23 protein-coding genes are annotated in these 25,501 nt (G+C 60.5%); 6 read left to right on the forward strand and 17 right to left on the reverse strand.

Features of this window, described 5'->3' with window-relative positions:
* Positions 1-14: 14 nt before the first annotated feature.
* The 9 genes from JO015_16265 to JO015_16305 all read right to left on the reverse strand — a co-directional run bounded on the left by JO015_16265 (position 15) and on the right by JO015_16305 (position 9,076).
* A complete protein-coding gene (locus JO015_16265) occupies positions 15-1,856 on the reverse strand; it encodes a DUF2339 domain-containing protein (protein ID MBW0000653.1) in 1,842 nt (613 codons plus the stop codon).
* A 17-nt stretch (positions 1,857-1,873) separates the two neighbouring features.
* Positions 1,874-2,080 carry a hypothetical protein gene (locus tag JO015_16270; protein MBW0000654.1) on the reverse strand — a complete coding sequence of 69 codons (207 nt, stop codon included), beginning with the start codon at positions 2,078-2,080 and terminating at the stop codon, positions 1,874-1,876.
* Complete coding sequence (locus JO015_16275) at positions 2,064-2,618, reverse strand: hypothetical protein (GenBank protein ID MBW0000655.1); 555 nt, start codon at positions 2,616-2,618, stop codon at positions 2,064-2,066. Before JO015_16275 ends, JO015_16270 begins: the two co-directional genes overlap by 17 nt.
* A 243-nt stretch (positions 2,619-2,861) precedes the next feature.
* A complete protein-coding gene (locus JO015_16280; GenBank protein ID MBW0000656.1) occupies positions 2,862-4,106 on the reverse strand; it encodes a GAF domain-containing sensor histidine kinase in 1,245 nt (414 codons plus the stop codon).
* A 61-nt stretch (positions 4,107-4,167) separates the two neighbouring features.
* Positions 4,168-4,848, reverse strand: a complete 681-nt coding sequence (locus tag JO015_16285) for a response regulator transcription factor (protein ID MBW0000657.1) — start codon at positions 4,846-4,848, stop codon at positions 4,168-4,170.
* 247 nt (positions 4,849-5,095) lie between these two features.
* Positions 5,096-6,064, reverse strand: coding sequence for a hypothetical protein (locus JO015_16290; protein MBW0000658.1), 969 nt, complete (start codon positions 6,062-6,064; stop codon positions 5,096-5,098).
* 297 nt (positions 6,065-6,361) lie between these two features.
* Positions 6,362-7,021, reverse strand: coding sequence for a response regulator transcription factor (locus tag JO015_16295; GenBank protein MBW0000659.1), 660 nt, complete (start codon positions 7,019-7,021; stop codon positions 6,362-6,364).
* Between the two features lie 608 nt (positions 7,022-7,629).
* Positions 7,630-8,388, reverse strand: coding sequence for a cytidylate kinase-like family protein (locus tag JO015_16300; GenBank protein ID MBW0000660.1), 759 nt, complete (start codon positions 8,386-8,388; stop codon positions 7,630-7,632).
* 169 nt (positions 8,389-8,557) lie between these two features.
* Complete coding sequence (locus tag JO015_16305) at positions 8,558-9,076, reverse strand: hypothetical protein (protein MBW0000661.1); 519 nt, start codon at positions 9,074-9,076, stop codon at positions 8,558-8,560.
* Positions 9,077-9,138: 62 nt separating this feature from the next.
* On the opposite strand from JO015_16305, the gene JO015_16310 reads away from it, so the two are divergent.
* Positions 9,139-10,197, forward strand: coding sequence for a M23 family metallopeptidase (locus JO015_16310; protein ID MBW0000662.1), 1,059 nt, complete (start codon positions 9,139-9,141; stop codon positions 10,195-10,197).
* Positions 10,198-10,485: 288 nt separating this feature from the next.
* Here JO015_16310 and JO015_16315 read toward each other — a convergent pair whose 3' ends face one another.
* From JO015_16315 to JO015_16325, 3 genes are read right to left on the reverse strand one after another with little or no spacing between them, the layout of a single operon-like run.
* On the reverse strand, positions 10,486-12,063 hold the full coding sequence (locus JO015_16315; GenBank protein ID MBW0000663.1) for a DHA2 family efflux MFS transporter permease subunit: 1,578 nt from the start codon (positions 12,061-12,063) through the stop codon (positions 10,486-10,488).
* Positions 12,064-12,087: 24 nt separating this feature from the next.
* The gene (locus JO015_16320) at positions 12,088-13,374 is read right to left on the reverse strand and encodes an HlyD family secretion protein (GenBank protein MBW0000664.1); all 1,287 of its coding nucleotides are present in this window, start codon (positions 13,372-13,374) and stop codon (positions 12,088-12,090) included.
* A 3-nt stretch (positions 13,375-13,377) separates the two neighbouring features.
* Positions 13,378-14,031 (reverse strand): TetR/AcrR family transcriptional regulator, encoded by a 654-nt coding sequence (locus JO015_16325; GenBank protein ID MBW0000665.1) that lies wholly within the window; start codon positions 14,029-14,031, stop codon positions 13,378-13,380.
* 525 nt (positions 14,032-14,556) lie between these two features.
* Here JO015_16325 and hisB point away from each other — a divergent pair.
* From hisB to hisA, 3 genes are read left to right on the forward strand one after another with little or no spacing between them, the layout of a single operon-like run.
* Positions 14,557-15,147 carry an imidazoleglycerol-phosphate dehydratase HisB gene (gene hisB / locus JO015_16330; protein ID MBW0000666.1) on the forward strand — a complete coding sequence of 197 codons (591 nt, stop codon included), beginning with the start codon at positions 14,557-14,559 and terminating at the stop codon, positions 15,145-15,147.
* Between the two features lie 37 nt (positions 15,148-15,184).
* Positions 15,185-15,814, forward strand: coding sequence for an imidazole glycerol phosphate synthase subunit HisH (gene hisH / locus JO015_16335; protein MBW0000667.1), 630 nt, complete (start codon positions 15,185-15,187; stop codon positions 15,812-15,814).
* Positions 15,811-16,560, forward strand: coding sequence for a 1-(5-phosphoribosyl)-5-[(5-phosphoribosylamino)methylideneamino]imidazole-4-carboxamide isomerase (hisA, locus tag JO015_16340; protein MBW0000668.1), 750 nt, complete (start codon positions 15,811-15,813; stop codon positions 16,558-16,560). The genes hisH and hisA overlap by 4 nt, the downstream gene beginning before the upstream one ends.
* A gap of 84 nt (positions 16,561-16,644) precedes the next feature.
* Here hisA and JO015_16345 read toward each other — a convergent pair whose 3' ends face one another.
* Positions 16,645-18,840 (reverse strand): carboxy terminal-processing peptidase, encoded by a 2,196-nt coding sequence (locus JO015_16345; GenBank protein ID MBW0000669.1) that lies wholly within the window; start codon positions 18,838-18,840, stop codon positions 16,645-16,647.
* 97 nt (positions 18,841-18,937) lie between these two features.
* Between JO015_16345 and JO015_16350 the strand changes: the two genes are divergently transcribed.
* Positions 18,938-19,555, forward strand: coding sequence for an MBL fold metallo-hydrolase (locus JO015_16350; GenBank protein MBW0000670.1), 618 nt, complete (start codon positions 18,938-18,940; stop codon positions 19,553-19,555).
* A gap of 44 nt (positions 19,556-19,599) precedes the next feature.
* Here the strand turns inward: JO015_16350 and JO015_16355 are convergent, their stop codons facing one another.
* The 4 genes from JO015_16355 to JO015_16370 form a co-directional block, all read right to left on the reverse strand.
* Entirely contained in the window at positions 19,600-20,079 is a 480-nt protein-coding gene (locus tag JO015_16355; protein MBW0000671.1) for a TlpA family protein disulfide reductase, read from the reverse strand.
* Between the two features lie 131 nt (positions 20,080-20,210).
* Positions 20,211-20,630: a beta-hydroxyacyl-ACP dehydratase gene (locus JO015_16360; GenBank protein MBW0000672.1), complete on the reverse strand. Its 420-nt coding sequence runs from the start codon at positions 20,628-20,630 to the stop codon at positions 20,211-20,213.
* 221 nt (positions 20,631-20,851) lie between these two features.
* Positions 20,852-22,534, reverse strand: coding sequence for an MFS transporter (locus JO015_16365; GenBank protein MBW0000673.1), 1,683 nt, complete (start codon positions 22,532-22,534; stop codon positions 20,852-20,854).
* A gap of 110 nt (positions 22,535-22,644) precedes the next feature.
* Positions 22,645-24,345: an MFS transporter gene (locus tag JO015_16370; protein ID MBW0000674.1), complete on the reverse strand. Its 1,701-nt coding sequence runs from the start codon at positions 24,343-24,345 to the stop codon at positions 22,645-22,647.
* 215 nt (positions 24,346-24,560) lie between these two features.
* Between JO015_16370 and JO015_16375 the strand changes: the two genes are divergently transcribed.
* Positions 24,561-25,193: a hypothetical protein gene (locus JO015_16375; protein ID MBW0000675.1), complete on the forward strand. Its 633-nt coding sequence runs from the start codon at positions 24,561-24,563 to the stop codon at positions 25,191-25,193.
* The last annotated feature ends 308 nt before the right edge of the window (positions 25,194-25,501 follow it).

Genomic DNA, 25,501 nt, shown 5'->3' on the forward strand with positions numbered 1-25,501 from the left:
TTACCCGTTACCCGTTACTTCCGCAGGAGTCGGTCGCTGTGGCGGTAATACACGGAGGAAAGCACGACCAGGGTTGCCCCCAGAATGATGCACGAAACAATCCTGTAAGGTGCCGATACTTCGGACGTGTCCAGCACCAGGACCTTGGCGGCGGTGACGAACAGCAGAACGATCGCCGCCAACCGGTACGACTTGCGCCGGGCAAAAAATCCGTAAACGAGCATGGCCGCGCCGAACATCGCCCAAAGCAGCGAATACGCGACGGAAGCAGCCCGAGGATTGAATTGTGTCGCGGCACGATCGATCTCCAGGTTAAGAAACCCGAACAAGCCCACCACCCAGAGAACCTCGAACCAGGGATAAACGCGCCCCTCAAAGCCGGGTACCGGACGGCTGCGGTCGAGGCTGATGACGGCCGCAAAGCAGGCCAGGGTCACCCCGGCCACAAACCAGCGGCTGATCAGGTGACCCGTCAACGGGGTGTGACCTGTAAGGATCGGATCCCAGAAAAGGCCGACATCCGACAGGAGTAACCGGTGGGTGGCAAACCCTGCGACGATGATCGAGCCAACGAGCAACACCCGATCGCGACTCCGGGCCGCCACCCAATACAGGGCGACGGCCTGGCCTGCACAGAAAACCGTGATCCAACGCTCCGGCAAGGCAACGGCCCAGGTGGTAAGCAGGTAAATCATCCCTTCCGCGATGAGCCAGGTCGCCGCCAGACCCGGGCGCCGCTCCTGCCAGAACCATAAAGCGAGCCCGAGTGCGACCGCTGCATACGCCGCGGTCACGATCGAGACCGGGACTTTGTGAAACTCGAGCAGGTAACCCGAGTTCCAGACGCACAACAGGCCGTTGACCATGCTGAGCCAGAAACCCTGCGGCTTCTCGGTATCCGCACGCACCAGGGCGCGGGCAAACGGCGCCACGCTGTAAAGGAAAAACAAAAACTGCGTAAAGGTGAAAGTCTCCAAAAACCGTTCACGCTGCTCGTGGTTAAGCGCCCAAATGCCGAGGCAGACCCACGAACACGAGGCGCCGAACGCATAGAGCAACGGCCACCGTCGCTGGTAGGCCAGGATCTGCGAGGCCACGTTGAGCACGGCGACGTAAAGAAAAAACAACCAGTGCCCGAACCTCTCCGCCACGAGCACCATCGGGGCCAGGTATCCCCCGAGGAAGGCGAGTACCGCCAGGAACAAGGAGTCCCAGGCGTTTGCCAGCACGAGGCCGAACGCCGCGATAATCAAGGCCAGGATCAGGCTCAGGTAATCGGGCAGCAGATCATAAATCTGCGAACCGGCGTAAGCGGAGAGGTAAAGCAGACCAAGGCCGAGGGCGGCCAAGCCGTTCTCGAGCCCTCCCGGACGGCGGCGCCGCCAGATGTGACCCAGCCCCAGGCAGCCAAGTCCGGCCGCAAAACCGAGCGTAATCTGGACGGGCGGGCCGATCCACCGCTCGTCAAAGGCGTACTTCAGGAAAAAACCGGCACCGAGCAGGATGACGATAACGCCGAGTGCCAGGAACCATCGTTGGCCGACGGCGACTTCGTTGAGGCCGCGACGGACGCGCCCGGCGTCCGGCCGGCCACGTCCTTGCGCTGGAGGAGCGGGTTCCGAAACCACGGGTCGGACCGGTGGCGAGCCATCGTCGCTTCCGGTCCCGGGACGTTCGCTGGTTCGCGCCGTCGACGGAACGCTCGGTAGGGGCGGCGGCAGGCCCAACGCCGAGATCAACCGTCCGACGTCCGTCCGGAGCGCTCGCACTTCCTCATGAACCTGCAGGTCCAGACCGCAAGCGGGACAAACGAACCGTTCAACCTCAGCCGAGCACCGCGGGCACTGTTTCGCCATCCGGCTGCCTCCCAGGCTCAAGCAGCCAACTCGCCGTCACGGCATCGTTCCGTTCGCCATTGACGGACCGCGTAGATGAACATGGCAAGTTCCGATAACCAAGCCAGACGCTGCTCCTGGCTCATCCGGGTAAACTCGGTATGACCATCAAAGTGCTCTGCGCGAAGGTCGCCCCAAACGGCGGAACGGGATCCGGCGTGCTCAGATTCAAGGGTGTCCTTCATCTCGCTTTTGCTCCTCTTCTTCAATTTGCTTCAACGCCTGGATGTCGCTCAGGTCCTTTGGACGGACCGGCTGCACCCGGCGCTTCATGTCTATCAACTTCTGTCGCGATGCAAAGCGAATGGTTCGTCCGCGGATCGACAACTCCTGGGCGTCAGCGACGAGGTAGTCAAAGCTGTTTTCACGGGTGAGGAACATATCAATCTGCCGGTAAGGCTCCCGCGGGCTCCAAAAAGTGAAGACCAAGGCATTTTTTTCGCGGATCAGTTGGTCGATGCGTGCAGGCTGCAGGATAAACTCAGCCGGTACCGGCGCCCTTGGCTCAAGTTCCAACTTGCGTAGAGCCGTCAAGAAACGCTCCAGGTTCGCCCGATCGAGCGACACCGCCACGTCCAGGTCGAGCGTCATACGCTCAACCCCATGCAAGACCGCGGCCACCCCGCCGGCGACCACAAAATGCACGTCGTGATCCACCAGCGCACAAAGCGTCTCCACCAGATAACTGTCCCGTTTAGCGGTCACGTCAAAAGCTTCGCTCAAAGATCGCGAGCGGTCAGGCCTACCCGTTCGGAGCTCTGAGCTCGGCGTTCGGCGTTTGGGGTTCGGGGTTCGGAGCTCATCTTCGCGCTGTGCGCGCCGTGAGACCGTATCAGTTCCGGGTGGCGGGTGTCGAGTGCCGGGTGCCGGGTGCCGGCTCTGCCCCTTTCAGTGCGTGTTCTGCGGGCGGGATCCACCCGCACCCGTCACGCGGCGCCTCCGAACGCCGAACCCTGAACCCCGAACTCACTCTGGGGTACCCGCCGGACCTGCCGCGGCTGCCGTCGAATCAGCCCTGAACGTGCAGCTGACGCAGGTCCCCTGGCCCGGAGCGGGGCCGATTCGGATGGCGGCGCCGACCATCTCCGCGCGGTAGTCCATGATTCGCAGGCCCATGCCTCTTACGGCGGGCCGCTCACCAGCCATTCCGCAGCCATCATCCATAATCGTCAGGGTTACGTCCGGGCCGGATTGCTCAAGCGCGACGCTGATCCTCTTTGCCCGCCCGTGTTTTACGGCATTGCTGATGGCCTCCTGAGCAATCCGGTAAAGGTGTGTCGCCACTTTTGCATCGGCGAGGTAGACCGGGCGCGGGCATTCCCAACGGCACGTGACGTTAAAAAGCTTTTCAGACGCTACCGCCAGCGTCTTCAGAGCCGCCATGAGTCCCTGGGGGCCCGGTTGCACGGGCAACCACCCATGCGCGAGCATTCGCGCCTGCTGCATGGCGTCTCGAAGCAATTTGCCGAGTTCAAGCGCCTCTGCCCGCAAATGCGGATTGCCGGCGAGCTCCTGCACAAGAACCGCATGCCGAAACTCAATGCCGGCAAGCTGCTGGCACAGACCGTCATGCAGATCCTGGCCGATGCGCTGCCGTTCGCGATTGCTGATCAGGAGGAGCTCCTGCTCGAGCGCCGCCCGCTCGCTGGCGGCCGCGATGGTATCCGCCACGGACTGGATGAAAAACCGGTCGTCGTCCGTAAAGTCGCGCGAGGTTTGCGTGTAAGCACCAAGTACCCCGTACGATTTGCCGCGGCCCCAAATGACCACGGCGATGCCGCTGACGATCCCGTGGCCAGACAACAGAGTGGATCCGGGAAAGCACCCCTCGTCAGTCAGGTGTCGAAGCGTTACCGGTCCGGCTGAAACCAAGGTCAAACCTTCATACGATTCCCTGCCGGCGGTAACGGTCGCGTGGCCCACCACCCCCTTTCGCCAGCCTGCGCCCCCCCGCAGGAGCAGCGATCTTTCATCCTCCTGCAATTCCAGCACCGCGCAGAACGGCACGTTGAGCAGGCCAAGTACTTTGGAAACCGCATCGCTCAGCAATCCCGTCATGTCCCGGCTTTGCAGGGCACGCTGCCGCAAGGCGGTCAGCGCGTGCTGCCGGCCGGCGCAGTTTTCGAGGATGACGGCCTGCTCTTCAACCAGCCTCCGGTACCGTTGGAGTCGGGCCCGCAGACCGCCAATCTCGCTTGCAGAACTGTCCATCGGACGCCCGGTTTTCAAGCCGCATTTGGAAAGGGTTGGGGCCGAACCACACGCGTCGTCGTTATCCCTTGTCGCCACGACTGGCAGCCCATCGGGCCGCGTACGAAATAAGTTCGGCAGTCGTTTTGAAATTGAGCTTTTTCTTTATGCTCGCGCGATGCGTATCGACCGTTTTTGCGCTCAGGTGCAACCGGTCGGCAATACGCCGGGAAGAAAGGCCGGTACCGATCAGCTCAAAAATTTCGAACTCACGATCGCTGAGCTGCTCGATTGAGGACCGTTTTCGCTCGGTCTGCCCTCGGGTGAAAATCTCCAGGATACGTGCCGACACGGAGTTGCTGACGTAAATGTCCCCCCTTAAAACCTGGCGGATGGCCTCGATCACCTTCTCGCCTCCGGCCTCCTTGGTAATGTACCCTCGGGCGCCGGCCCGCAGGACCCGCTCGGCGTAAAGTGATTCCTCGTGCATGGAAATGACAAAGATCGGCAGGCTCGGACGCAGGGCTCTGATGTCCTTGATCAATTCCAGGCCGCTTTTTCCCGGCAGCATCAGGTCGACGACGACCAGATCGGGGTCACTGGACTGCAACATTTCCAGCGCCTGGGCGGCGGCCTCGGCGTGACCGCACACCGTCATGCCCGGCTCGCGATTGATCAAATAGGCAAGCCCTTCCCGGGTTATCGGATGGTCCTCTACGATCAGGACCCGAGTTTGCTCTCCAGCCAGCTTTCCCGATTTCATCACGCTCCGTGTACGGGGTCCACTCAACCATCACGGTTCCATCGTCTGAGCCAAGCCGATTCTCAACCGCTCCTCATCCGGGCGCGGTGAAAATCAGGATCTGCAATTTCACCCCACGACGGCTCCAACCGCTGGTGGCGACCTACGAAATCAGCGTTGCATTCAGGTCGCCATTGGTCAAGCTGGGCCGGAGTTGTCGGGCGGGATCTGGACTCCCGGGATCCGATGGTCACCCGACGATTGCGTTCTACGCCGCAGGCGCCGAAAGATTCCGGGCGTGCGCCGCATAGAATGGCGGGCCGGGACCGGGCACAAAGTCGAGCCGGCCGGTCGCGTTGAGCGCGGCGGGCTCCAGGCGCAAATACGCCTCAACCACAGGCCCGTCAGAAATGGCGTGCTTGAGCGAGAAATCCAGCGGCCAAGGGGTCTGGCCTCCAATCGGGATGACGATCAGCAAGCGTTCTTCACCCGGCAACAGGGGCCGGCAAGCCCGCCAGCGACGGGCCGCCGGCAGCCCCCGCCCACCCTGCAAAGGCTGCTCGCGCCAGTCCCGCTCGTCGGGTCGGAAATCCAGGCAACACGTGGGCGAATGGCCCAGCTCCACTTCGAATGCCGCCAACGGCTCACGGCTGGTGTGGTGGAGCGACACGTAAAGGTAATGGCTCAGCGAAGCGCCCATGGGATGAGGGCAAGAAGCAGCCGACTGAACTCGTAACTGGCCCCGTACCCGGGCCGAATTGGCACGGGGCACCGTGACCCCCCAGGCGCGCATGCGCTCCAGCGCAGTCCGCCCACTCGGGCCCTGCAGCCACCGGAGCAACTCGGCCCCGGCGAACACCTCGATGGCTGTCGGCTGGTCCTTCCGCCAATGCTCAAGCCATCGCCGGTCTTCAGGCGCCAGGGCCGCCGGCACACAAAGCGCCCAACGCCACGGGCCACCCGCCCCCTCCTGGATCAGCGTTCGCTGGAAGGCTTCCCGAACCTGCTGGCGCTTGAAACTGCACCAGCGTCCCAGAAAATACTTCGGCTGATAAATGGTTATCGCCAATGGTGAACCGGCTTTCGCTCCACTGACCCGAAGTCTCCCTTGAACATCATAAGGGCTCACCGCCTCAGTGCCAAACTCTCCTCGCAGGAGGGTTTCAACGATTTCGTTGAAGGCCGCCCTCGGTTCCGGCACGAAGAACTCGAGCTGTTCGAATGGGTTTAGACTCATAGCTGACATGTGACCCCACCGGTTCCCCCGGGATTACGGCCGGCGCAAAATCCGAGAATGGCTGCGAACGCTTTGTTGTCGCTTCAGGACTAACGGGCAACCGGCCATCGGCCAACAGACCGGGAGGGGCCACAATGACCTCGAGTGTGGGCAGAACTTGGCTGGCTCCGCAATAAGAAAATCTCCCCGCCCGACACAAGGAACTGCGCTTGCAGTGATACCATCAACAGACCGGCCCGGCAGGAGCCAAGCCGCAGCTACCCTCAGCATGTTTGCGTTCCCGACCGGAGCCCTCACCTACCGCGTGTCCTGCGTCTCTACCCAACGGGCCGCGAAAGAGATGAGCTCGGGCATGGTCCTAAGTTCCAGCTTCTCTTTGATCTTGGCCCGGTGCGCTTCGACCGTTTTCGTACTCAGATGGAGCTCTGCGGCAATGTCCGTAGTGCTTTTGCCGCGGCCGATAAGTTCGAACACCTCAAACTCCCGGTCACTTAACAAACCGAGCGGAGACGACTCCACCCGATGGCCAGCGAAGCTCTCCAGAATGCGAGCCGAGATCTTCTCGCTTACGCAGAGTTGGTTGGCAAGCACCTGGCGAATGGCCTGGACCATCACCGGACCGGTTTCACGCTTCATGACGTACCCGCGCGCCCCGGCACGAAGAACGCGCTCGGCCCAGAGTAATTCGTCGTGCATCGAAAGAACGAGGATCGGCAGAGCCGGGTGAAATGCACGGAGGTCCTTGATCAACTCCAACCCGTTACGGCCAGGCAGCCCGATATCAACCAGCACCAGGTCAGGGTTAAGTTCCGCAGTAGCCTTAAGACCTTCGGCGGCTGTTTCGGCCTCACCGCAGACGCTCAGGTCCGGTTCGCGGCTGATCAAAGTGCGCAGACCTTCCCGGATCATCGGGTGATCATCGACGATGAGGATGCGTTTTGTCGTTAACGGCGGCATGAGGCGAACGTTTCAATCGGGCGCCTGCGCAGGCAGCAATTTTCGAAACGTGCCGATCCGACCAGGAGCGCTTGGAAAACGCTTTCCGCCGGCAAACCTCAACACCCTTTCCCTCGCCTACACGGCGACGTGGAGCCTAAGTTGCCGGAAAACTTACTTGTCCAGCATGCACCCTAGGGTGCGAGACGGGCTAAAACAACTACATCCCTTCCCAAGTCGCAAGCAGGAAAAAGCCTTAGCGCCACAAGGCGGTTTCCTCAATGGCTCTCAGGTCACACGGCGGGCACAGCGACAGAGTTCACACGGCGAACACGGCGAGCCACGGCGAACGCGGCGAGAAGATTAAATCATCCGCAGAACACGCAGAGAACGCAGAAAAGAGGAAACATCCACAGATTACACAGATTGACACAGATTAAGAGGACCTGGCGGCAACTCTAAGACTGACGCTCGCACCCACCCCCCACGCTCGAACTCCGAACTCCGAACTCTTTCCCCCTCTTCCCGCCGTGGTCGCCGTGTTCCGCCGTGGTCGCCGTGTGAACTCTTCCGTTGTGCCCGCCAAACCCGCCGTGCCCGTGGTGTGACCGAACGCCAATCCGTTGCCTTTAAAGCACGACGCTCTCGGACGGGGCATTCTCGATGGCGGCGGCACCGCCGGTCCGTTTGAACTCGCGGTGATGAAACAAGGCCGCTTCGACGATGACGTCCGCCGAGTGGGCAAAGCCCAAGCGGCCGGTGTTGAGCGTCAGGTCATACAAGGTCGCGTCATCGATCTCAGCGTTAAAATAACGCCGCACATACGCGCGCCGCGCGTGATCACGGCTTTTGGCGATGCGAGCGGCTTCGGCCTGACTGACCTGATTTTGGGCGGCCAGGTGCTCGACCCGCCGTGTCCAGGGCGCGACCAACCGGACGTGAAACAGCTGGGGCATGCGCGCGGTAATGATGTTTGCGCCCCTTCCCACCAGGATGACGTGCCCCAGGCTGGCCAGCCGCAGGATGGTTTCAGTCGTAAGTTGTACCAGCGTCCAGGGCGAAGGGGTTAATCCCAGGAGTTCCGCGACGGCCGTATCCACCGGCGGCCGGGCCGCCTCTTCCATAAAGCGGGCCAGTTTGTCGGGCAGGTGGTGATCTTTCAAAACCTCCTCGGCCAGATTCGCATCAAATACGGCCCAGGGCCGGGATTCACTGCTCGTTTCGAGGGCGCGCATCCGTTCAGCAATCATCCCGGCAATCGTAACGGCGCCGGCGCCCGCCTCGCGGGAGATTGTGATCGCCAACGGTTGCGGTTCACGCTGCTTTCCGGGCACAGTCGCGTGCGCCTGCAGGTAATGTCGGAAGGATTCGAGGGGGGAGGTTCGCATAAGCTCCGGTTCTGTTTATTTACCCTACATCAATCACATTTTCATCCTCGCATGCAATCGTTCGTTCCCTCGGCTGCACTGGCCGGCAACGCCCCCATCGCGAGAGGCCGCCCGGTGATGCTGATGGGAACGCTTGCTGCGAAGAAGACCGGCCGCCGGAGCGGATCAGTCAGGGTACAGCCTGGATTGACGCGACCTGCCGCAGTCTGTCATAACCCACGACCAATCCTTCCAGCGTGTACGTCCGTCCTGCCACCATGTCCCGCGTCGAAACGGTACCGTTAAATTCCGCGCGTTCGTCCGGGTTAATGATCGCCGTGCTCAGGGTTTGGCTTACCGGCTGGTCGTCTGACCACTGGACCAGTTTCTTACCCGTGGCATCACGCAGAATAAAATCGTACCGGTGGCTGTTGTTGAAATACAGGTTTACGGGGTTCCTGGACCGGTTGATCAATACCAGCCGCGCTTCGATCGTGCGCGTGTCCGCGAGTCTGACCACCTGCGGATTCACCTCGAGCCTCACCTCAACCCCGTACGCCACCGATCCCCTGACAGCGCCATTAGCACTGCCTTTTACCGGCTTGACTTTGGGGGCCGCCGGCGTGCTTGCACGCCGTCCGAACGGCAACCAGGCGCATCCGGCCAGGAGCAGCAGCATCAGCGCAGAGGAGAACACACGGGTCAGCATGCAAATCGTTTAGCAGAGCCCCGGGAGGTTGCAAACTCTAAGCAGTTTCATACCAGTCGCTTATGCGTGAACATCGAACCGGCGGATGGCTATCCGCCATGCTCCTCCTGGCGACATCAATCGCAGGATTCAGGCTGCCGCCAACCGCCCGGGCGGAGCCATTACAACTGGTACTGCCAACTGATAACGACGGACTCTTAACCGGCCATCCGGAAAACTTTTACCAGTACGTGCGACGCGATTTCGAAGGAGTACGGACGTTCGCGTGGGAAGGCGGCCAGTACGGGTTTGTGCGCAATCCGCACCGGTTCGGCCCCGAGGTCATCTACAGCCGTTTCCACGAGGGGATTGATATCCAGCCACTGCACCGTGACCCCAAGGGCGAACCCGAAGACGTCGTCGGGGCGATCGCACCGGGAGAGGTCGTCTACGCCAACGCACAACCCTCAGGTTCCAACTACGGCCGTTACGTCGTGGTCGAACATCAATTCGAAGGCTGCCCGTACTTCAGTTTGTATGCCCACTTGAAGCTCGTCACCGTTCAAATAGGGGACCGGGTCTCAGCCAAGGCGCCCCTGGGCATCATGGGATATTCCGGCGAGGGCATTGACCGTGAAAGGGCGCACGTCCACCTGGAAATTAATCTGCTGTTAAACGCCGCTTTTGACGCCTGGTACGCCCGGCATTTTCCCGGCGACGGTAACCGGCACGGTTTGTACAATGGCATGAACCTGGACGGCATCGACCTGGGAAGGCTTTACCTGGCTCTCCAACGCGACCCAAACTTGACGATCCCGCAGTTTCTGCACCAGGAAACCGTCTGGTACCGGGTTCGTGTACCGGCAACCACGGGCATGGACATCCTCGATCGTTACCCTTGGCTTTCACCTCAGGGGCGGTTGACGCCCGCTGGATGGGAGATCGCTTTCGCCCAGTCAGGGGTTCCGCTCGATTTCGAACCGGTGCAGGAAGCGCCGCCCGGTCCTGAACTGGTCTGGGTGCATCCGTCAAAGTTCCCGCAGCAAATGCTCACGCGCGGCTACCTGCACGGGACGGTACCCAACTGCACTCTCAGCGCCGAAGGCTTGAACTACCTCGACCTGATTTGCCCAAGGCAGTAGGAAATGCCACAAGCCGAAAAATGCCACAAATGGCAGAAAACTTGATTTACCCCGTGCCGGTCCCAATTCGGCTCATGGCATTGGATCACTGCCGCAAAACACGGAAACAGAGGAATGCTGCTTCGCTTATCCATTTGTGGCATCCTCCTTCAGCCGCAGCGATGACATCGCTGGGCGCCTTGTTTTTCAAGCGGTTTCGGAGGAGCGGTTGAGGTTAGATCGGGGCCTGTTCCATTGGTGGCATTTTTCCGCTTGCGGCATTTGTGGCATGCCTTTTTGTGGCATTCCTTAATGGGCCCCGGCCATCTCCTTCGACAGCGGCCGTGAGGCTTTCTTGAACAGGAAGACCAGCGGCACCAGCAACGCACAGCCGATGACTAACATCCGGAACTGGTCGACGTACGCCCACACACCCGCCTGCTGCTGCAGCACCTGATACATCATGCCGTAAGCCTCATGTTGAGCCGCCACGGGATCAACGCCCCGGGCGGCCAGGGAATGCTGCATGACCGCTAACTGGTTTGTGAACGGCGCATCGTAGGGGGTCATGTGGCCGACCAGCAGGTTCTGGTGGGTCTGCATGCCTCGGGTTACCAGGGCCGTAATCAGCGAGATACCGACGGAGCCGCCAAGATTTCGCACCAGGCTGGTTATACCCGTCGCGTCGCCCATACTCTGGCGAGAAACGGTCGCCATGGAAAACGTCGTCATCGGCACAAAAATCGAGGTGACCGCAAAGCCGCTGATGACGATCGGCCAGATCACGTTGCCCGGAGCAATCGAGAGGTTGACCTCGCCCAGCATGTACATCGTGACCGCGAGCAGTACGGCTCCCTGTGCCATCCAGTAGCGGCCGTCGATCCTGGAGATGATGCGCCCGGCCACCACGCTGCCGACGATCGCGCCCAGGCCGCGCGGGCTCATCACCAGACCGGATTGCAGTGCGGGGTAGTTCATCAGGTTTTGCAGAAACTGCGGTAACACCGCCGTGGTTCCAAACAGGATGGCGCCGACGCTGAAATTGAGGATGACGCCGATCGAGAGATTCCGATCCAGCAGCACCCGCAGATTCACGATCGGGTTAGGCACCGTAAGCTCCCAGATGAGGAAGGCGATGAAACCGACCACAGCGCCGGTGGCCAGGATACAAATGAACCTTGAGGAAAACCAGTCCTCGTCCTGCCCTTTGTCGAGCATCACCTGCAGGCACGCAATCCAGAGCGCAAGGAGGCTGAAGCCGATGTAATCGATGCGCCCCGGCTTGCTTTCCTTCAGGTAGGGGGGATCCTCAAGGAAGAGAAAGCACAAGGTTGCCGCCAGGATGCCGATCGGCAGGTTGATGTAGAACACCCAGCGCCACGTAAGGTTGTCAGTCATCCAGCCGCCGAGGGTCGGCCCCAGGATCGGGGCCACCACGACGCCCATGGCATAAACCGACATGGCCGAACCCCGCTTTTCAGGCGGGAACGTTTCCAGCAGGATTGCCTGGGCGATCGGCTGAAGGGCTCCGCCCCCGGCGCCCTGGAGGATGCGCGCGAGGATGAGCATTCCCAGGCTGTTCGCCATCCCGCACCAGGCGGAAGCCAGCGTGAAAATGCAGATGCAGCTGATGAGAAACTTGCGGCGCCCAAAATACCGTCCCAGCCAACCGGTCGCCGGCAGGACGACCGCGTTGGAGACGAGGTAACTGGTCAGCACCCAGGTGGCTTCGTCGGCGCTCGCCGACAGGTTGCCGGCGATATGATTCAACGCGACGTTCGCTACCGAAGTGTCCAGCACTTCCATAAACGTCGCCGCCATCACGGCGCCGGCGATCAGCCACGGGTTGGCCTTTGGACGCCATTCTTTAGTACCTGGACCCGCCATGAAACAATAACCTTTACGGCCTGATTAACCCTGCCCTTTGACCCGCTTGGGCCGGCTCCGGAACCAGAGCGCCAGCAGCATCACGGCGACGGTCGCACCCGCTATCACGATCAGAGCGAAGGATGAATAGTGAAAATCCTGAACCTTCACCGCCGGCACCACCGATTCTCCCGGACCTAACGGCAGCCCCGACTGCGGCAATTCGTCAAAGACGATCTTCACCGGCACACGCTGGACCACTTTGACGTAGTTTCCGGTCGCGTTCTCCGGCGGCAGCAGGCTGAACCGAGCGCCGCTGCCGGCCTGGATGCTGTCGACGCGCCCGTGAAATTTCTGCCCGTGCAGGGCGTCAATCTCGATCTCAACCGGTTGGCCGGGACGCATCAGGTCGAGTTGGTTCTCTTTAAAGTTCGCCGTCACCCAAACTCTTGCGGGAACGAGCGCGAGCAACGTCTGCCCCGTCTGGATGTAATTCCCAGGTTCAACGGCTTTCTTGGTCACGCGCCCGTCTTCGGGTGCACGGATTTCGGCGTACGACTCGTTGAGTTTGGCCGTCTGCAGATCGGCATCGGATTCCTCGGTTTTTGCCTGAACGCTCTTGAGCAAGGCGGCGTAAGTACTGACCGTGGCGCGCGCCTCGGCGACTTGAGCCTGGTCGCTGGCCACCTTCTTCAGGTTGGCCTGCAGTTGCGCCTGGGCGCTGTCCGTCGCGGCGCGGGCGGCGTCAAGATCCTGCGCGGACATCACCTTGGTCCGGAACAACTCCTGGGTGCGCTGAAAATCCCTGGCCGCTTTTTCCGCCTGGGCCCGGGATGCATCCGCGGTGGCTTGATCGGACTCCACGGTGGCTTGCAGGGAATAGACGTGCGCGACGGCCTGATCAATGGAAGCCCGCACGGCGCCTTCCTGGGCGCGCGCGCTTTCCAACGCGGCGTCTTTCTGCTTTCTGGCGGACGCCAGGTCGCGGTCATCCAAGGCCACCACGAGGTCCCCTTTTTTGACGGTTTGGTTGTCGCTGACCAGCACGCGGTCGACGCGCCCGGCCACCTTGGGCGCCACGTTGATGATGTGACCGTCGATGAACGCGTCATCTGTGCTCTGGTAGCCCTGGCCGTGCGCGTAGTAGTACGCGCCGGCAACGGCAGCCAATGGGACCAGGACCATCAGGAACAGGGTCAGCCGCAGGCTGCGGCGTCCCCCCTTTCCCTGTGGTTTGGCCGTGACCGGTTCTTCACGCGCCGGCGGCCGTTGCGCCGGACGTTCTGCAGGGCCTTTGCGGACAGCCGGCTCGGTTTCGATCTGTTGTGCCATACGTTACGATTGCTTGGCGGGCGCGCAGGTCTCGATGCCCCGCACGAAAATTTCGACTAAGGTTTGTAAGTAAACGTCCCGGGGGCAGCTTCGGGGGCCGAAAGTCGACCACCGCAGGACCGCGCTGTGGAGCGCATCCCGCAGGACTTCAACGGCGCCCATCGGATCAACTTCAGGCCGAACCAGGCCGTTTTGCTGGCCCTGGCGCAACCAGTCCGCAATCCGCTCCTTGATCGGCACAATCGCGCCGATGATTGTGTCCTGAATATCCTTCGGCAAAAGGTGACCCTCCCCGATCACGATGCGGGCCACGGCTTCCCGGCGTTCCACCACGCCGACGTAAGCCTTGACGTAATGAAAAATGGCCGCGCGAAGGTCATGGTCTTCGAACTGGTGATTGTCCATAAATGCCACTTCGGCCTTGAGCGTCTCGGAGATGACGGCCCGAACCAGATCCGACCGCGTCCGGAAGTGGCGAAACAAGGTGACCTCGTTAACGCCGGCGCGGCGGGCGATCTCCCGGGTTGTCGCTGACTGAAACCCGAGTTCGGTAAACGCTGCGTCGGCGGCCCGCAACAACTTCTGGCGGGTACAATCGACGCCCGGGGATCGTCCCGGGTCAGCTTCAAGACCGGTAAGGAGCTGGTGCTGTGCCATGCAAGTACTTACCTACAAATCCGGGAAAAATGCAAGTGATTACTTGCGTTGTGGGAATGCCACAAGTGAAGACCGGTGCCGGGTGTCCGTCATACGGCGGGCACAGCGGGTTTGGCGGGCACGACGTAAGAGTTCACAAGGCGAACACGGCGGGCCACGGCGAACACGGCGGAAAGAGGAGGAAAGGGTTCGGAGTTCGGAGTTCGGAGCGGCAGCATGGGGGTTAGGTGCGAGCGTCAACCTTAGAGCTGCCGCCAGATCCTCTGAATCTGTGTCAATCTGTGTAATCTGTGGATGGATCCTCTTTTCTGCGTTCTCTGCGTGTTCTGCGAATAATTCTGTCTTTCCGCCTGGTGAGCGTGACCTTCGGGGGCGATCGGGCCTGGTTCCACGACCTCTCCGAACTCCGAACCCCGAACTCTTCTCGCCGTGGCTCGCTGTGTTCGCGGTGTGATTCATCTGCGGCATTCGCGGCATTTTTCGGCTTGTGCCATTTCAAAATGTGCTAGTCTGGCCGACGCCCCAATGAACAAACGTCAGGCTACCCTGCGCCGCGAGACGGGTGAGACCAGGATCGGCGTCACTCTCGAGCTTGATGGTTCCGGAAAATCCGAGATCCACACCGGCGTGGCATTTTTCGATCACATGCTCACGCTCCTGAGCAAACACAGCCTGATCGATCTGCAGGTCCGGGCTGAGGGCGATTTAAGCGTGGATTACCACCACACCGTGGAGGACACCGGAATCGTTCTTGGTGAATGCCTCAAACACGCTCTGGGCACGAAATCCGGGCTCCGGCGGTACGGTTGGGCGTTACTGCCGATGGACGAAACGCTCGTCGAAGTTGCGCTCGACCTGAGCGGCCGTTTTTACCTTGCGTTTGAAGCGCCTGACTTCCCGCAGCCGATCGGGACTTTCGATTTTCAGCTGGTGGAAGAGTTTCTGCGCGGTTTTGCCGCGAACGCAGGGATGAACCTTCATGTGACGGTCAAGCGCGGCCGAAACGCGCATCACGTTGCTGAGGCGATCTTTAAAGGGCTGGCTAAAGCTTTGGACCAAGCCTGCCAGGTTGATGCACGGGTTATCGGGGTACCAAGTTCAAAAGGAATCTTGTAAAACCATTTTTGAGAGGTAGAAAAAGCGGGGAGCACGGATGAACCCTCGGTTAGGCTTAATTGATTACGGCTCGGGCAACCTGCGGAGCGTGACGAAGGCGCTGGAACGCGTCGGCGCACAGGTGGCCCGGCTTGGTGATGGTGGCCAGATTAGTGATTTCGCCGCCCTGGTTTTGCCGGGGGTCGGTTCGTTCGGAGATTCGGTTAAGCAGCTGCACGCGCGGAGGATGTTTGAGCCCGTGCGAGAGTGGATCAGAGAAGGACGGCCTTTTCTTGGCGTCTGCCTCGGTTACCAGCTCCTCTTCGAACGCAGCGAGGAAAGCCCGGGTGTAGCCGGGTTGGGTGTCTTGGCCGGAGTCGTAAAGCGGTTTGCCGCCGGCACCCCCGGCACCCTTAAGGTGCCGCACATCGGCTGGAACCAGGTAACCTGGCGCCGTGCGGTCCGTGAACGTTTCACCGCGTTACCGGAACGCGCCTACGTGTACTTCGTGCATTCTTATTATCCGGAACCGGCCGATGCTTCAGTCGTCGCGGGCACGGCAGAGTACGGCGCCTCTTTTGCCGCCGCAGTCGCAACCAAGAACGTATTCGCAACGCAGTTTCACCCCGAAAAAAGCCAGGATGCGGGTCTAACCATCCTGCAGGAGTTTGTGAGGTCGTTGGCATGATTATTCTACCCGCCATTGATTTATACGACGGTCAAGTGGTCCGGCTTCGCCAAGGCAAGCTGGAAGAAAAACAGGTCTATTCCGACGACCCGCTGGCGTTTGCCCGTTGTTGGGAAGAAGAAGGAGGCAATTGCCTCCACGTAGTCGACTTGAATGCCGCCTTCACGGGTGAGCAGAAGAATCTGCACATCGTCAAGCGGCTGGTCGGATCACTGAATATCCCCGTGCAGGTAGGCGGGGGGGTGAGGTCGATGGAAGCGGCTGCCGCGTTGCTTGAGGCCGGTGCCGCTCGCGTGGTGGCGGGAACCAAAGCCGTCCAGGATCCGGAGTTTGTGCCGGCGTTGACCGAAAAATTCGGGGGCGCGCAGGTTGCCGTCAGCGTCGACGTGCGGGATGGCAGGGTTGCCGTAAAAGGCTGGGCGGAGACCACCTCCTTGCACGCGCTGGACTTCGTGCGCAGGCTCGATCAGCAGGGGGTCGGCACCCTGATTTTCACCGACATTGCGACTGATGGGATGCTGACGGGGCCGAGCATCCCGCAACTGATTGAGGTGCTCAGGCATTTCCGCGGTCAGGTTATCTCCAGCGGTGGCGTCGCCAGCATCGAAGACGTAAGATCACTCGCCGGTCTTCACGGCCTGTACGGGCTGATCATCGGCAGAGCAATTTTCGACGGGACGATCGACCTGGGCGAAGCCGTGGCGGCTGCGGCCGTGGCCTCCGCTGCGCAAGGCGCCGTCGGTTAGCTACGAAGGCACGAGTAACGGAAGAATGCAGCCCCGGGGCGGTTGTCTCCCCATTTGTGGCATTCTTCCGCTTGTGGCATTCTTTCAGCGGGCGGCGCTACGCGGCACTTTCGTCTGCTCAATCAGGTCGGACAAAATGTTCACGGTCTCGCGTTTGATCGCATCGGCCTGTACGTTTCCGGCTTCCTCATCGTCGTTTGACGCGAGTTCATCTTCCGAGCGTTCCGCCCCGTCCGCCTTTGCCTTTTTGGCGGCAAGTGAATTCGGATCCTTGTCGAGCCGCTTCAACTGCGGCTTGTCGACGTCAGCCAGCGCCAGTTCATAATAACGGTCGTGATCCTGCGCCTCGGCTTTTTTCTCGTCTTCCTTCTCTTTATCCCGCTCACCCGTTTCATGCTCCAGTTCGTCACGCCGGATTTTTTCGTTCAGCGACAAACGGTTGTTCTTCACGCGGTCATTCACATGCTTGACGTCCTGCACGATGTCCTGGAGAACAGGATCCTGGCTGGTGCGCCCAATGGATTTGCGCCGGATATCATCCACGAAAAGCGGCTTGCGATTGTTGGCCAGGTCGATCGGGGCCGGTTCCACTTCATCATACGGCAGCGCGTGTTCCAGGGCCGATTCGCCAAACTCCGGACTGTCCGTCAGTGACGGAAGGACGATGTCGGAAATCACGCCACGAAACTGGGTCGAGCCGCCGGCAACCCGATAAAATTTCTGGACCGTCAGCTTAAGGGCCCCCGCCTGGTTGGCTGAACTGCTCAGCATGGGCATGAACCGTCCGAGTTCCAGCATCGTTTGGACCGTGCCTTTGCCGAAGGTACTTGAGTCACCGACGATCAGCGCGCGCCCATAATCCTGCAGCGCCGCCGCGAAAATCTCGCTGGCTGAAGCGCTTAGCTTGTTGACCAGCACCACCATCGGCCCGCTGTAGGCGACGCCGGCGTCTCGATCTTTCAAGACATCGATGTCACCATTGGCGTCCTTGACCTGCACGACCGGCCCTTGGGTGATAAAGAGGCCGGTCATCTTGATGGCCTCGTCCAGCGAACCGCCCCCGTCCCGCCGCAAATCAATCGCCAGGGCCTGAATGCCTTCCTGCTGGAGGCGTTTCAATAAGGCCGCCACGTCACGAGAGGTGCTCTTGCCGGTCCGCGACTTTTCCATATCCTGATAAAAAGACGGCAGTGTAATCAGGCCGATTTTCTGCGTGGTGCCGTCCGGGAGATCGCGTTCGATGATTTCGGCCTTCGCTTCCTGTTCCGTCAATTTGACGTTGTCACGAATCAGTTCAACGACCTTCCGCTTGGATGGATCCGGGGCTGTGCCGGGGATCACCTGCAGGCGGACCAGGCTGCCCTTTTTCCCGCGGATCATCTCGACGACTTTATCGAGCTTGAGGTCGACCGTATCGACGAAATTGTCTTTCCCTTGCGCCACCCCGGTAATGCGATCGCCGACGCCGAGTTTGCCGCTCATCTGAGCCGGTCCCCCGGGCAGCAAACGGGCGATTTTAGCGTAACCGTCCTCCGAACGAAGCTCCGCCCCGATGCCGGTCAGCGAGAGGCGCATGTTGATTTCAAAGCTTTCCAGGTCCGATTTGCCGAGATACTCCGAATGCGGGTCATACGTCAGGGCAATCGAATTCAGGTACGTCTGGAGTACGTCGTCATCGTCGCGTTCCTCCAGGCTCTTCAGCATCTGATCGTACCGCCGCCCCACCACCTTGGGCCCGGGTTCCGTGGCCAGCTTGTTAAGCTTTTCCTGGAGCAATTCCCCTTCAATGCGGTCGCGCCAAAGCGTATCCGCCTCGGTCATGTTTGCCGGCCAGGGCTCCTTTTTGCGATCCAACGCGATGGTACGGTTGCTCTTGAAATTGTACTCCTTTTTAAGCAGCACCCGGATCTTCGCGATCCGGTCCTCAACACGCTGCTTGAATAGGGCGTAGATTTCCCGGGCCGGCTCGACATTGCCGACCAACAAGTCTTGCGCCATGCTTGGCCCGTACTTCTGCTTGATGTCGTTAATGTCCTCCTGCGTGAAAAACAGCCGGTTATAGTCCAGGTTCTCCAGGTACGTGTCCAAAATCTTCTGCGCCGTTGCGCCGTCGATTTTCTGCCGGCTATAGTGGCCTTGCTCCAACAGCTTTACCACGGTCGTCGCAATCTGCCGGGAGTCGGAGGCGCTGATCTTCGCGGCCGCTCTTTGCTGAGCGAATAAGGGATTAAAGGGAAAAGACAATGCGATCGCGGAAATCGCGACACAAAGAGTTTTCATGCAATTACTAAACGGCAGTTTTCAAAGCAAGAGCTTGTGACCCGAGGAAATCTCATCCCTTCAAGGTTTACGTTAAACCGTGCAATGTCCCTGCGTTATGCTTGAGATTCAATCTTTTATTGGGGGTATTTTCGAAACCAACGGTTACCTCGTGCGGGCGCCTGAGGGCGACTTGCTCGTGGATGCGCCCACGGGTGCCCTGGAGTGGTTGGAGCGGGAGGGGCGCCAACCGGCGGTGCTGCTCATCACTCACGGCCATCTGGATCACATCGATGACGCCGCCAAAATCGTCCGCCGATACGGCTGCCGGCTCGGGTGCCATCGCGATACCGTTCCGATGCTGACCGATCCCGAGTTTTTCCGCCGCCTCGGTTTCAGCCTCGAAGTCGAACCCGTACAGCCCGGTTTTCTGATTGAAGAATCCGAAAGTACCCCGGTGCTCGGTCTGGACTTCAAGGTGCTGCTGGTGCCCGGCCATTGCCCGGGAAGCCTCTGTTTCTATCACCCGCCCAGCGCCAACCTCTTCAGCGGCGACGTCCTGTTCGCCGGGAGCATCGGGCGGACGGACCTGCCCGCCGGCAATTACCCGGAGCTTATCCAGGGGCTTCACGACAAGGTCCTGCGGCTCCCGGATGAAACCCGCGTTTTACCGGGGCATGGTCCCGCCACGACGATCGGGAAAGAGCGCCGGTCCAACCCTTTTCTGGTCATTTAGCTTTCAGCCGTCCACCTCGCCCGGCGCCCGCCAAATGATCCGGTTCAGCGCAGGATCCCTTGCAGGTCTTCATCCGCCAAATCCAGGGGATGCCCCGTCCAGACCACCCTGCCGGTCCGGTCGACCAGGAAGGCTTGCGGGATACCGTCCACCCCAAAACGGCTGTAGAGATTGCGCGACGTGTTGATCGCCACCCGGTACTGCATCGGGAGTTGTTGTTGGAAGCGCCTGACGGTTGGCTCGTCCTCGTCCGTTACGCCGATTACCTCAAGACCTTGCGGATGATAACGGGCGTAGAGGTCGTTGAGATGGGGAATGCTCCTGCGGCAGGGCGGACACCACGTCGCCCAAAATTCAACCAGCAACGGTTTCTTCTCCAAATCCGGTTTATTATCGCCCAGGTAAGTCAACGCCAGTGACGGCAGCCGGTCACCCGGCTTGAGAGTCGATTCCTGGCCGCGAATCAAAAAGATCGAGCCGAGCATCAGTACACCGACAATCAGGAGCGGGATCAGTTTTTTCATCGCTGCTTGGAACAAGGGACCATTACCGATCGACCTTGTTATTTCAATATTTTCAAGGGCAGGTAAGAACCGGGCCCTGAGGTGCTCCCCCCCTTTGCGCGTCCCGCCTCTCGCCAAGCGCTGATAACGGCTCAAGCCGGACCCTTGCGCGGGCCGCGCGCAAGTACGACCCGGCCTTCGGCGACCGGTTCATCCGCCACGCAGGCCCGGACATCGCACAAAAACAGGCCTTGCAAATCCCCGGTCTTCCTGGCGGAAAACACGACGCGTTCACGCGGGCGGACGGGCCGGATGAATTTCATCGATTGAATGGCGGCGAGCAACAGGACGTGATCCGCATCCCCCAGGGCCACACCGGCGGTCTGAGCCATTCCTTCCGCCAGGAGCACACCGGGCACCAGCGGATTGCCGGGAAAATGTCCCTGAAAAAAGGATTCCTCACCCGAAAACACCTTCGTGGCCGTAGCGGCTACGCCCGGTTCATGCCGCTCCACCTCGTCGATGAAGACAAACGGCTCACGGTGAGGCAGGCCAAGCGCGATCGGATCCATGGAATAATGCCGCGACGCAACAATGCCACAAATGCCACAAGTGAAAAAATGCCACAAATGACCGACCCCGTTAGGAAGGTTCTCCGGTCTTCGTACTCGCAGCCTTTCTAAAAAAACAGCCTGCAAATGGAATACTGCCAGGAGCGCCGCAGATGATGGACCGCCATTTGTGGCATTTTTTCACTTGTGGCATTTGTGGCATTGTTCCGTCGTGGCATTTCCTACCGGGCCCATTCCGCCGCGCTCAGGTCTTCAGTCGCCCCGGGCGGATTCGGCGCCGGCATCGGCATGTGGCGGTGCAACGATAATTCACGATTCACGCTGAGGTAAATTCCCTGCTCAATCGGTCCGGATCCGACGTGCAGCGACGCGGCCCGGTCGATGATTGCCTTCTCCGCCACCGTCAGCCGCTCATTTTGCAGCAGGTGCTCGGTCCAGGAGGGCACCGTCATCTCGATGCGGAAAGTGTTGGGGCGCATAAGATCCTCGTGCAATCCCCAGCCGTAGGCGCCGTTGCGCAGGTGAATGAGGCGGACTTCCCGCATCAGCACCATAAACTCGCTGCCCCGGTTCCAGTCGACCTCGAACTGGTACGTAATGATCACCGGCCCGTCGTGCGGCTGCGGCGTGTGAATCAACCTGTGCGAGGAGGGGGTGACCGGGGCAGGGTCAAAATTCAAATCCTGCGTAAAGTCGATCGACAGCGGGATGGCCAGAACAAGGCTGACGAGCAGCGAAGCCGCGGCCGCCAGCAGCGTGATCTTCAGGCCGAGGTTAGCGGCCGCCACGCCCCAGAGAACGCTGCCGAGAGCCGTCGCGCCTTGGCCGACCATCATGATGGTGGCATTCATTCTTCCCCGCGCCCAGGCGGGCATCGCGCGCTGGCTGGCGACCCAAAGCTCGGATGCGGCCATGGTCCACGCAATGCCGGCCAGCGCCGCGGTGAACATTAAGAACGAGCGGTTCTGAACGAGGGCCATTTGCACAAAAACCAGCGCGAGCAGCAGGTTTGCCAGGATGGTGATCTGATTCGATTTAAGCCGCGATCTCGCCCGCGGAATCACGAAAATGGCGCCGAACACCGAACCGATGCCCATGCACGTGAAAAGCAGGCCAAGGCTGGATGCCCGCAGGTGCAGCGCTTTCAAACCTACCACGGGCAGTAACGCCGGAATGATACAGATGAAAAACGTAAAAAGAATGTTCCGCGCCAGCACCACTTGGATGCTCGGCGTGAAGCGCACGTAGCGCACGGCGGTAGCAAAGGACTCAAAGAAATTTTCCAGCGGAAGTTTCGATTGGCGCTGCCGCGGGTGCCAGGCCAGCAAAGTGGCCACAACCGCCAGAAAGCAAACCGAGTTAGCTGCAAACACACAGTTCGCTCCCAGCAGGGGCAGCAGAAAGCCGCCGATCGCCGGCCCGATGATACTGGAAATGTTCAGCTGCAATCCGCTCAGCGTCGCCGCTGACGGCAACTCCTCGTCCGAAACGATCTCCGGGACGATCGCGGTCCAGGCCGGCGCATTGAATGCAAAGCCGACCCCGGTCAAAAAGATGGCACCCAAAATCACATACGGGTTCAGCAGGTGCGCAAAGCCGGCCAGGGCGAGCAAACCGGCCGACGCCGACAGCCAAAGGTTCATCACGCTGAGCAGCCTGCGGCGGTTGACCATGTCGGCCAGGGCCCCCGCTGGAAGCGTAAACAGAAAAAAGGGCAGGGACGCCACGGTCGACATCAGGGACAAAAGCACCGTAGACGAACTCAGGCTGTTAACCACCCAGGTGGCGGCGGTATCGTGCGCCGAAACCATGGTGCTGGAAACCACGCTGGCGAGCCACAAACGACGAAAAACCGGATTGCGGAGCGCGCGAAAGGTGGAAGTTGACGCGGCTGACATCTTCATGGCGAGCTAGGCAGGAAATCGGCTCGTTACGCCCCCTTCCTCGACACTCGACGATAAATTTCCTCGCCCCAACCGCAACCGAAACCTGTGCCCCTCACCCGTTCGAGGCATCACGCATCCGGCGGCGCCTTCCCGATTGCCTCCGGCTCGGCCGAAACCATTTCCGCTCCGGCCGATTTGATGTTAACGGCCGGCGCAACCGGGAGCAGCGTCCGGCGCGGCAACAGTTCCCGCGTGATCGAAAGGTAATGTTTGACCACCGGCCGCCGGTTGCCGGCATTAAGCTTCCAGGTGCGCTCCCAGATGTCTAACTCGCTGCGAGTCATGCGCTCATGCTGGTGCAGGTGTTCCGACCAGGAAGCGATGATCATCTCCGTCCGAAACCGGTTGCGCTTTTCCAGGTCTTCATCCAGACGCCAGCTGGAAGCGCCGTTCCGCAGGTTGATCAGCCGCACTTCGCGCATGAGTTCCAGAAATTGCGCTCTGTCCTCCTCGCGGATGTCGAATTCCATGCTCACGGCCACAGGGCCGTCGTGCGGCTCGGGCGCGTGCAGCATGCGATGATGCACCGTGGTGAGCGGCGCGGGATCGGTGTTGAGTTGGTTGGCAAAATTGATCGAGAGCGGCACCGCCAACCCCAGGCTGAGAAAAAGCAGCAGCGTCGCCGCGAGCAGCGCGAACTGGATTCCGGCTGACGATGCCAGCGCGCCCCACACCAGGCCGCCCAGCGCCATGCCCCCTTGAGAAACCATCATGTGCGTGGCGTTCATCCGGCCCCGAGCCCAGGCCGGCATGGCGCGCTGCCCCGCCACCCACAACTCCGAGGCCGTCAGCGTCCAGCTTACCCCGGCGAGGGCCGCCACCAAAAGGAACGCGTTCGTGTCGCGAACCCAGACCATCAGGAGAAACACCGCACCCAGCAGGCTGGTGGCCAAGATCGTTAACGTATTCGGAGAATAGTGGGCTCGCGCCCGCGGGATGATAACCATCGCGCAAACCACGGATCCGATCCCCATGCTGGTGAAGAGCATGCCCAGGTGAGTCGAACCGAGGTGCAGTTCGCGCAGCCCCACCACCGGTAACAGAGCCGGAATCGCCGCAATAAACACCGCAAACAGGACGTCTCGAGCCAACACCACCTGCATGCCGGGCGCATAACGGACGTACCGGATCGCGCTCGCAAACGATTCAAGGAAGCTTTCCAGCGGCACCTTGCTCTGGCTCGAGGTGGGGCGCCAGAAGCTCAGAGCGATCACGAGCACGAAAAAACAAACCGAGTTTAACCCGAACACCGCCTGTGCGCCGAACAAGGGAAGCAACAGACCGCCCAGCGCCGGGCCGATGATCCCGGAAATGTTCATCTGCACCCCGCCCAGCGTCAGCGCTGAAGGCAGCTCTTCTTTGGTGACCAGTTCCGGGATCACCGCCGACCATGCGGGCGCGTAGAAGGCAAACCCCGCACCGATGGCGAACACGCAGATCAGGATCAAGGCCGGGTCCAGCACATGCACCGCCTCGAGCACACCAAGCGCCGCTGCCGCCGCTGACAACCAGACGTTGATCCAAATCAACAACTTCCGCCGGTCGATCATGTCAGCCAAGGCGCCGGCGGGCAGCGTAAAGAAAAAGAACGGCAGCGCAGCCACGGTTGACATGGCTGAAATCAGAAAGCTGGAACTGGTGATCGTATTCATGATCCAGGTTGCCGCCGTGTCCTGAGCCGACACGCAGCAACCCGAAATGATGCTGGCTATCCAGAGCCTGCGGTAGACCGGATTGTGCAGTCCCCGCCAAATCGAAGTATCACTCATGCAAGGTTTATCCTATCCGCACGACCCCCCCGAACCGGACTCATGGCGGCTGCGTTCATATTTTCCATAAAAACTATGAAATCCGGCCGGAAGGTGCCCTTAAACTTCCTTGTCTCTGCCAGTGTGCAACCGTGAAGAAGCTTGACTTGCACCCCGATTCCCCGTGCGGTTGAACTTTCCCCCTCATCGGTTTTTAAGCCGATCCGTCCGTCCCCATGTTGCGCAAACGTTCTCCAAAAATCATCCTCGAAGGTACCCGGCTCACCGGCAAAACCGACCTGGCCTTCGCATTGAACGAACACCCCCGGATCATGGGTGCCCGCAAGTACCGCTACCATTCGCCGATCATCTCCGCAGAATGGAACGGCCTGACCCGCGATCCCTGGGGTGCAAGCCTGATCAATTTTGAGCCTGAGTACGAAGGCATCGTCATGGAAACGTACCGGACGTGGGCCCGGCTCTTTGAACTCTATGCTTATTACTCGTGGATCGTGGACCGTTTCCATATCTCGACTCAGACCTCCCGTTGGATCTATGCCGGGCACCGGTATGACTTTACCTGGCTGGAAACGCGTTTGGTCCGCCTGGGATTCCGGTTGATTTTTTGCTGGCGCGAACCCGGGTCCTTTGAACTCGCGCGAAAACGGCGCCTCCAGGTTTCCAGTAACCCGGCCCAATACGATAACCTGGCCCTCTTCGTGCGAGAACAAGAGGTCATCCAGGAATACATCGACCAATCGCTGCTGCCGAAGCTGGTGGTGAATCTCACCGACAATAATCTCTCCCGCGCGGCTGACGAAATCGCCGATTGGATGGAGGCAACCGGCGGCCTCACCGCACCCGACTAGGTCACACGGCGGGCACAGCGGGTTTGGCGGGCACAGCGAGGAGGGCGGGCACAACGACTGAGTTCACACGGCGAACACGGCGAACCACGGCGACCACAGCGGGAAGAGGGGGGAAAGAGTTTGGAGTTCGGAGGCGTCGTAGAACCGGGTCCGATCTCCCGCGAGGGTCACGTTCACATGGTGGGAAGACCGAATCATCCGCAGAACACGCAGAAGAACGCAGAAAAAGATCCACGAAACCGGAGCTTGACACCGGCAGCTCGCCCCCATGCTGCCGCTCCGAACTCCGAACTCCGAACTCCGAACTC

This window comes from Verrucomicrobiota bacterium, assembly GCA_019247695.1.
Classification (GTDB): domain Bacteria; phylum Verrucomicrobiota; class Verrucomicrobiia; order Chthoniobacterales; family JAFAMB01; genus JAFBAP01.

Excerpts from the sequence above, each read along its gene's own strand:
- JO015_16320 (MBW0000664.1), bottom strand. The coding sequence starts at position 13,374 with ATGGCACAACAGATCGAAACCGAGCCGGCTGTCCGCAAAGGCCCTGCA.
- JO015_16270 (MBW0000654.1), bottom strand. The coding sequence starts at position 2,080 with ATGAAGGACACCCTTGAATCTGAGCACGCCGGATCCCGTTCCGCCGTT.
- JO015_16370 (MBW0000674.1), bottom strand. The coding sequence starts at position 24,345 with ATGAGTGATACTTCGATTTGGCGGGGACTGCACAATCCGGTCTACCGC.
- JO015_16360 (MBW0000672.1), bottom strand. The coding sequence starts at position 20,630 with ATGGATCCGATCGCGCTTGGCCTGCCTCACCGTGAGCCGTTTGTCTTC.
- JO015_16315 (MBW0000663.1), bottom strand. The coding sequence starts at position 12,063 with ATGGCGGGTCCAGGTACTAAAGAATGGCGTCCAAAGGCCAACCCGTGG.
- JO015_16305 (MBW0000661.1), bottom strand. The coding sequence starts at position 9,076 with ATGCTGACCCGTGTGTTCTCCTCTGCGCTGATGCTGCTGCTCCTGGCC.
- hisB (MBW0000666.1), top strand. The coding sequence starts at position 14,557 with ATGAACAAACGTCAGGCTACCCTGCGCCGCGAGACGGGTGAGACCAGG.
- JO015_16310 (MBW0000662.1), top strand. The coding sequence starts at position 9,139 with ATGCGTGAACATCGAACCGGCGGATGGCTATCCGCCATGCTCCTCCTG.
- JO015_16325 (MBW0000665.1), bottom strand. The coding sequence starts at position 14,031 with ATGGCACAGCACCAGCTCCTTACCGGTCTTGAAGCTGACCCGGGACGA.
- JO015_16345 (MBW0000669.1), bottom strand. The coding sequence starts at position 18,840 with ATGAAAACTCTTTGTGTCGCGATTTCCGCGATCGCATTGTCTTTTCCC.
- JO015_16290 (MBW0000658.1), bottom strand. The coding sequence starts at position 6,064 with ATGAGTCTAAACCCATTCGAACAGCTCGAGTTCTTCGTGCCGGAACCG.
- JO015_16295 (MBW0000659.1), bottom strand. The coding sequence starts at position 7,021 with ATGCCGCCGTTAACGACAAAACGCATCCTCATCGTCGATGATCACCCG.
- JO015_16300 (MBW0000660.1), bottom strand. The coding sequence starts at position 8,388 with ATGCGAACCTCCCCCCTCGAATCCTTCCGACATTACCTGCAGGCGCAC.
- hisH (MBW0000667.1), top strand. The coding sequence starts at position 15,185 with ATGAACCCTCGGTTAGGCTTAATTGATTACGGCTCGGGCAACCTGCGG.
- JO015_16365 (MBW0000673.1), bottom strand. The coding sequence starts at position 22,534 with ATGAAGATGTCAGCCGCGTCAACTTCCACCTTTCGCGCGCTCCGCAAT.
- JO015_16265 (MBW0000653.1), bottom strand. The coding sequence starts at position 1,856 with ATGGCGAAACAGTGCCCGCGGTGCTCGGCTGAGGTTGAACGGTTCGTT.
- JO015_16375 (MBW0000675.1), top strand. The coding sequence starts at position 24,561 with ATGTTGCGCAAACGTTCTCCAAAAATCATCCTCGAAGGTACCCGGCTC.
- hisA (MBW0000668.1), top strand. The coding sequence starts at position 15,811 with ATGATTATTCTACCCGCCATTGATTTATACGACGGTCAAGTGGTCCGG.
- JO015_16285 (MBW0000657.1), bottom strand. The coding sequence starts at position 4,848 with ATGAAATCGGGAAAGCTGGCTGGAGAGCAAACTCGGGTCCTGATCGTA.
- JO015_16355 (MBW0000671.1), bottom strand. The coding sequence starts at position 20,079 with ATGAAAAAACTGATCCCGCTCCTGATTGTCGGTGTACTGATGCTCGGC.
- JO015_16350 (MBW0000670.1), top strand. The coding sequence starts at position 18,938 with ATGCTTGAGATTCAATCTTTTATTGGGGGTATTTTCGAAACCAACGGT.
- JO015_16280 (MBW0000656.1), bottom strand. The coding sequence starts at position 4,106 with ATGGACAGTTCTGCAAGCGAGATTGGCGGTCTGCGGGCCCGACTCCAA.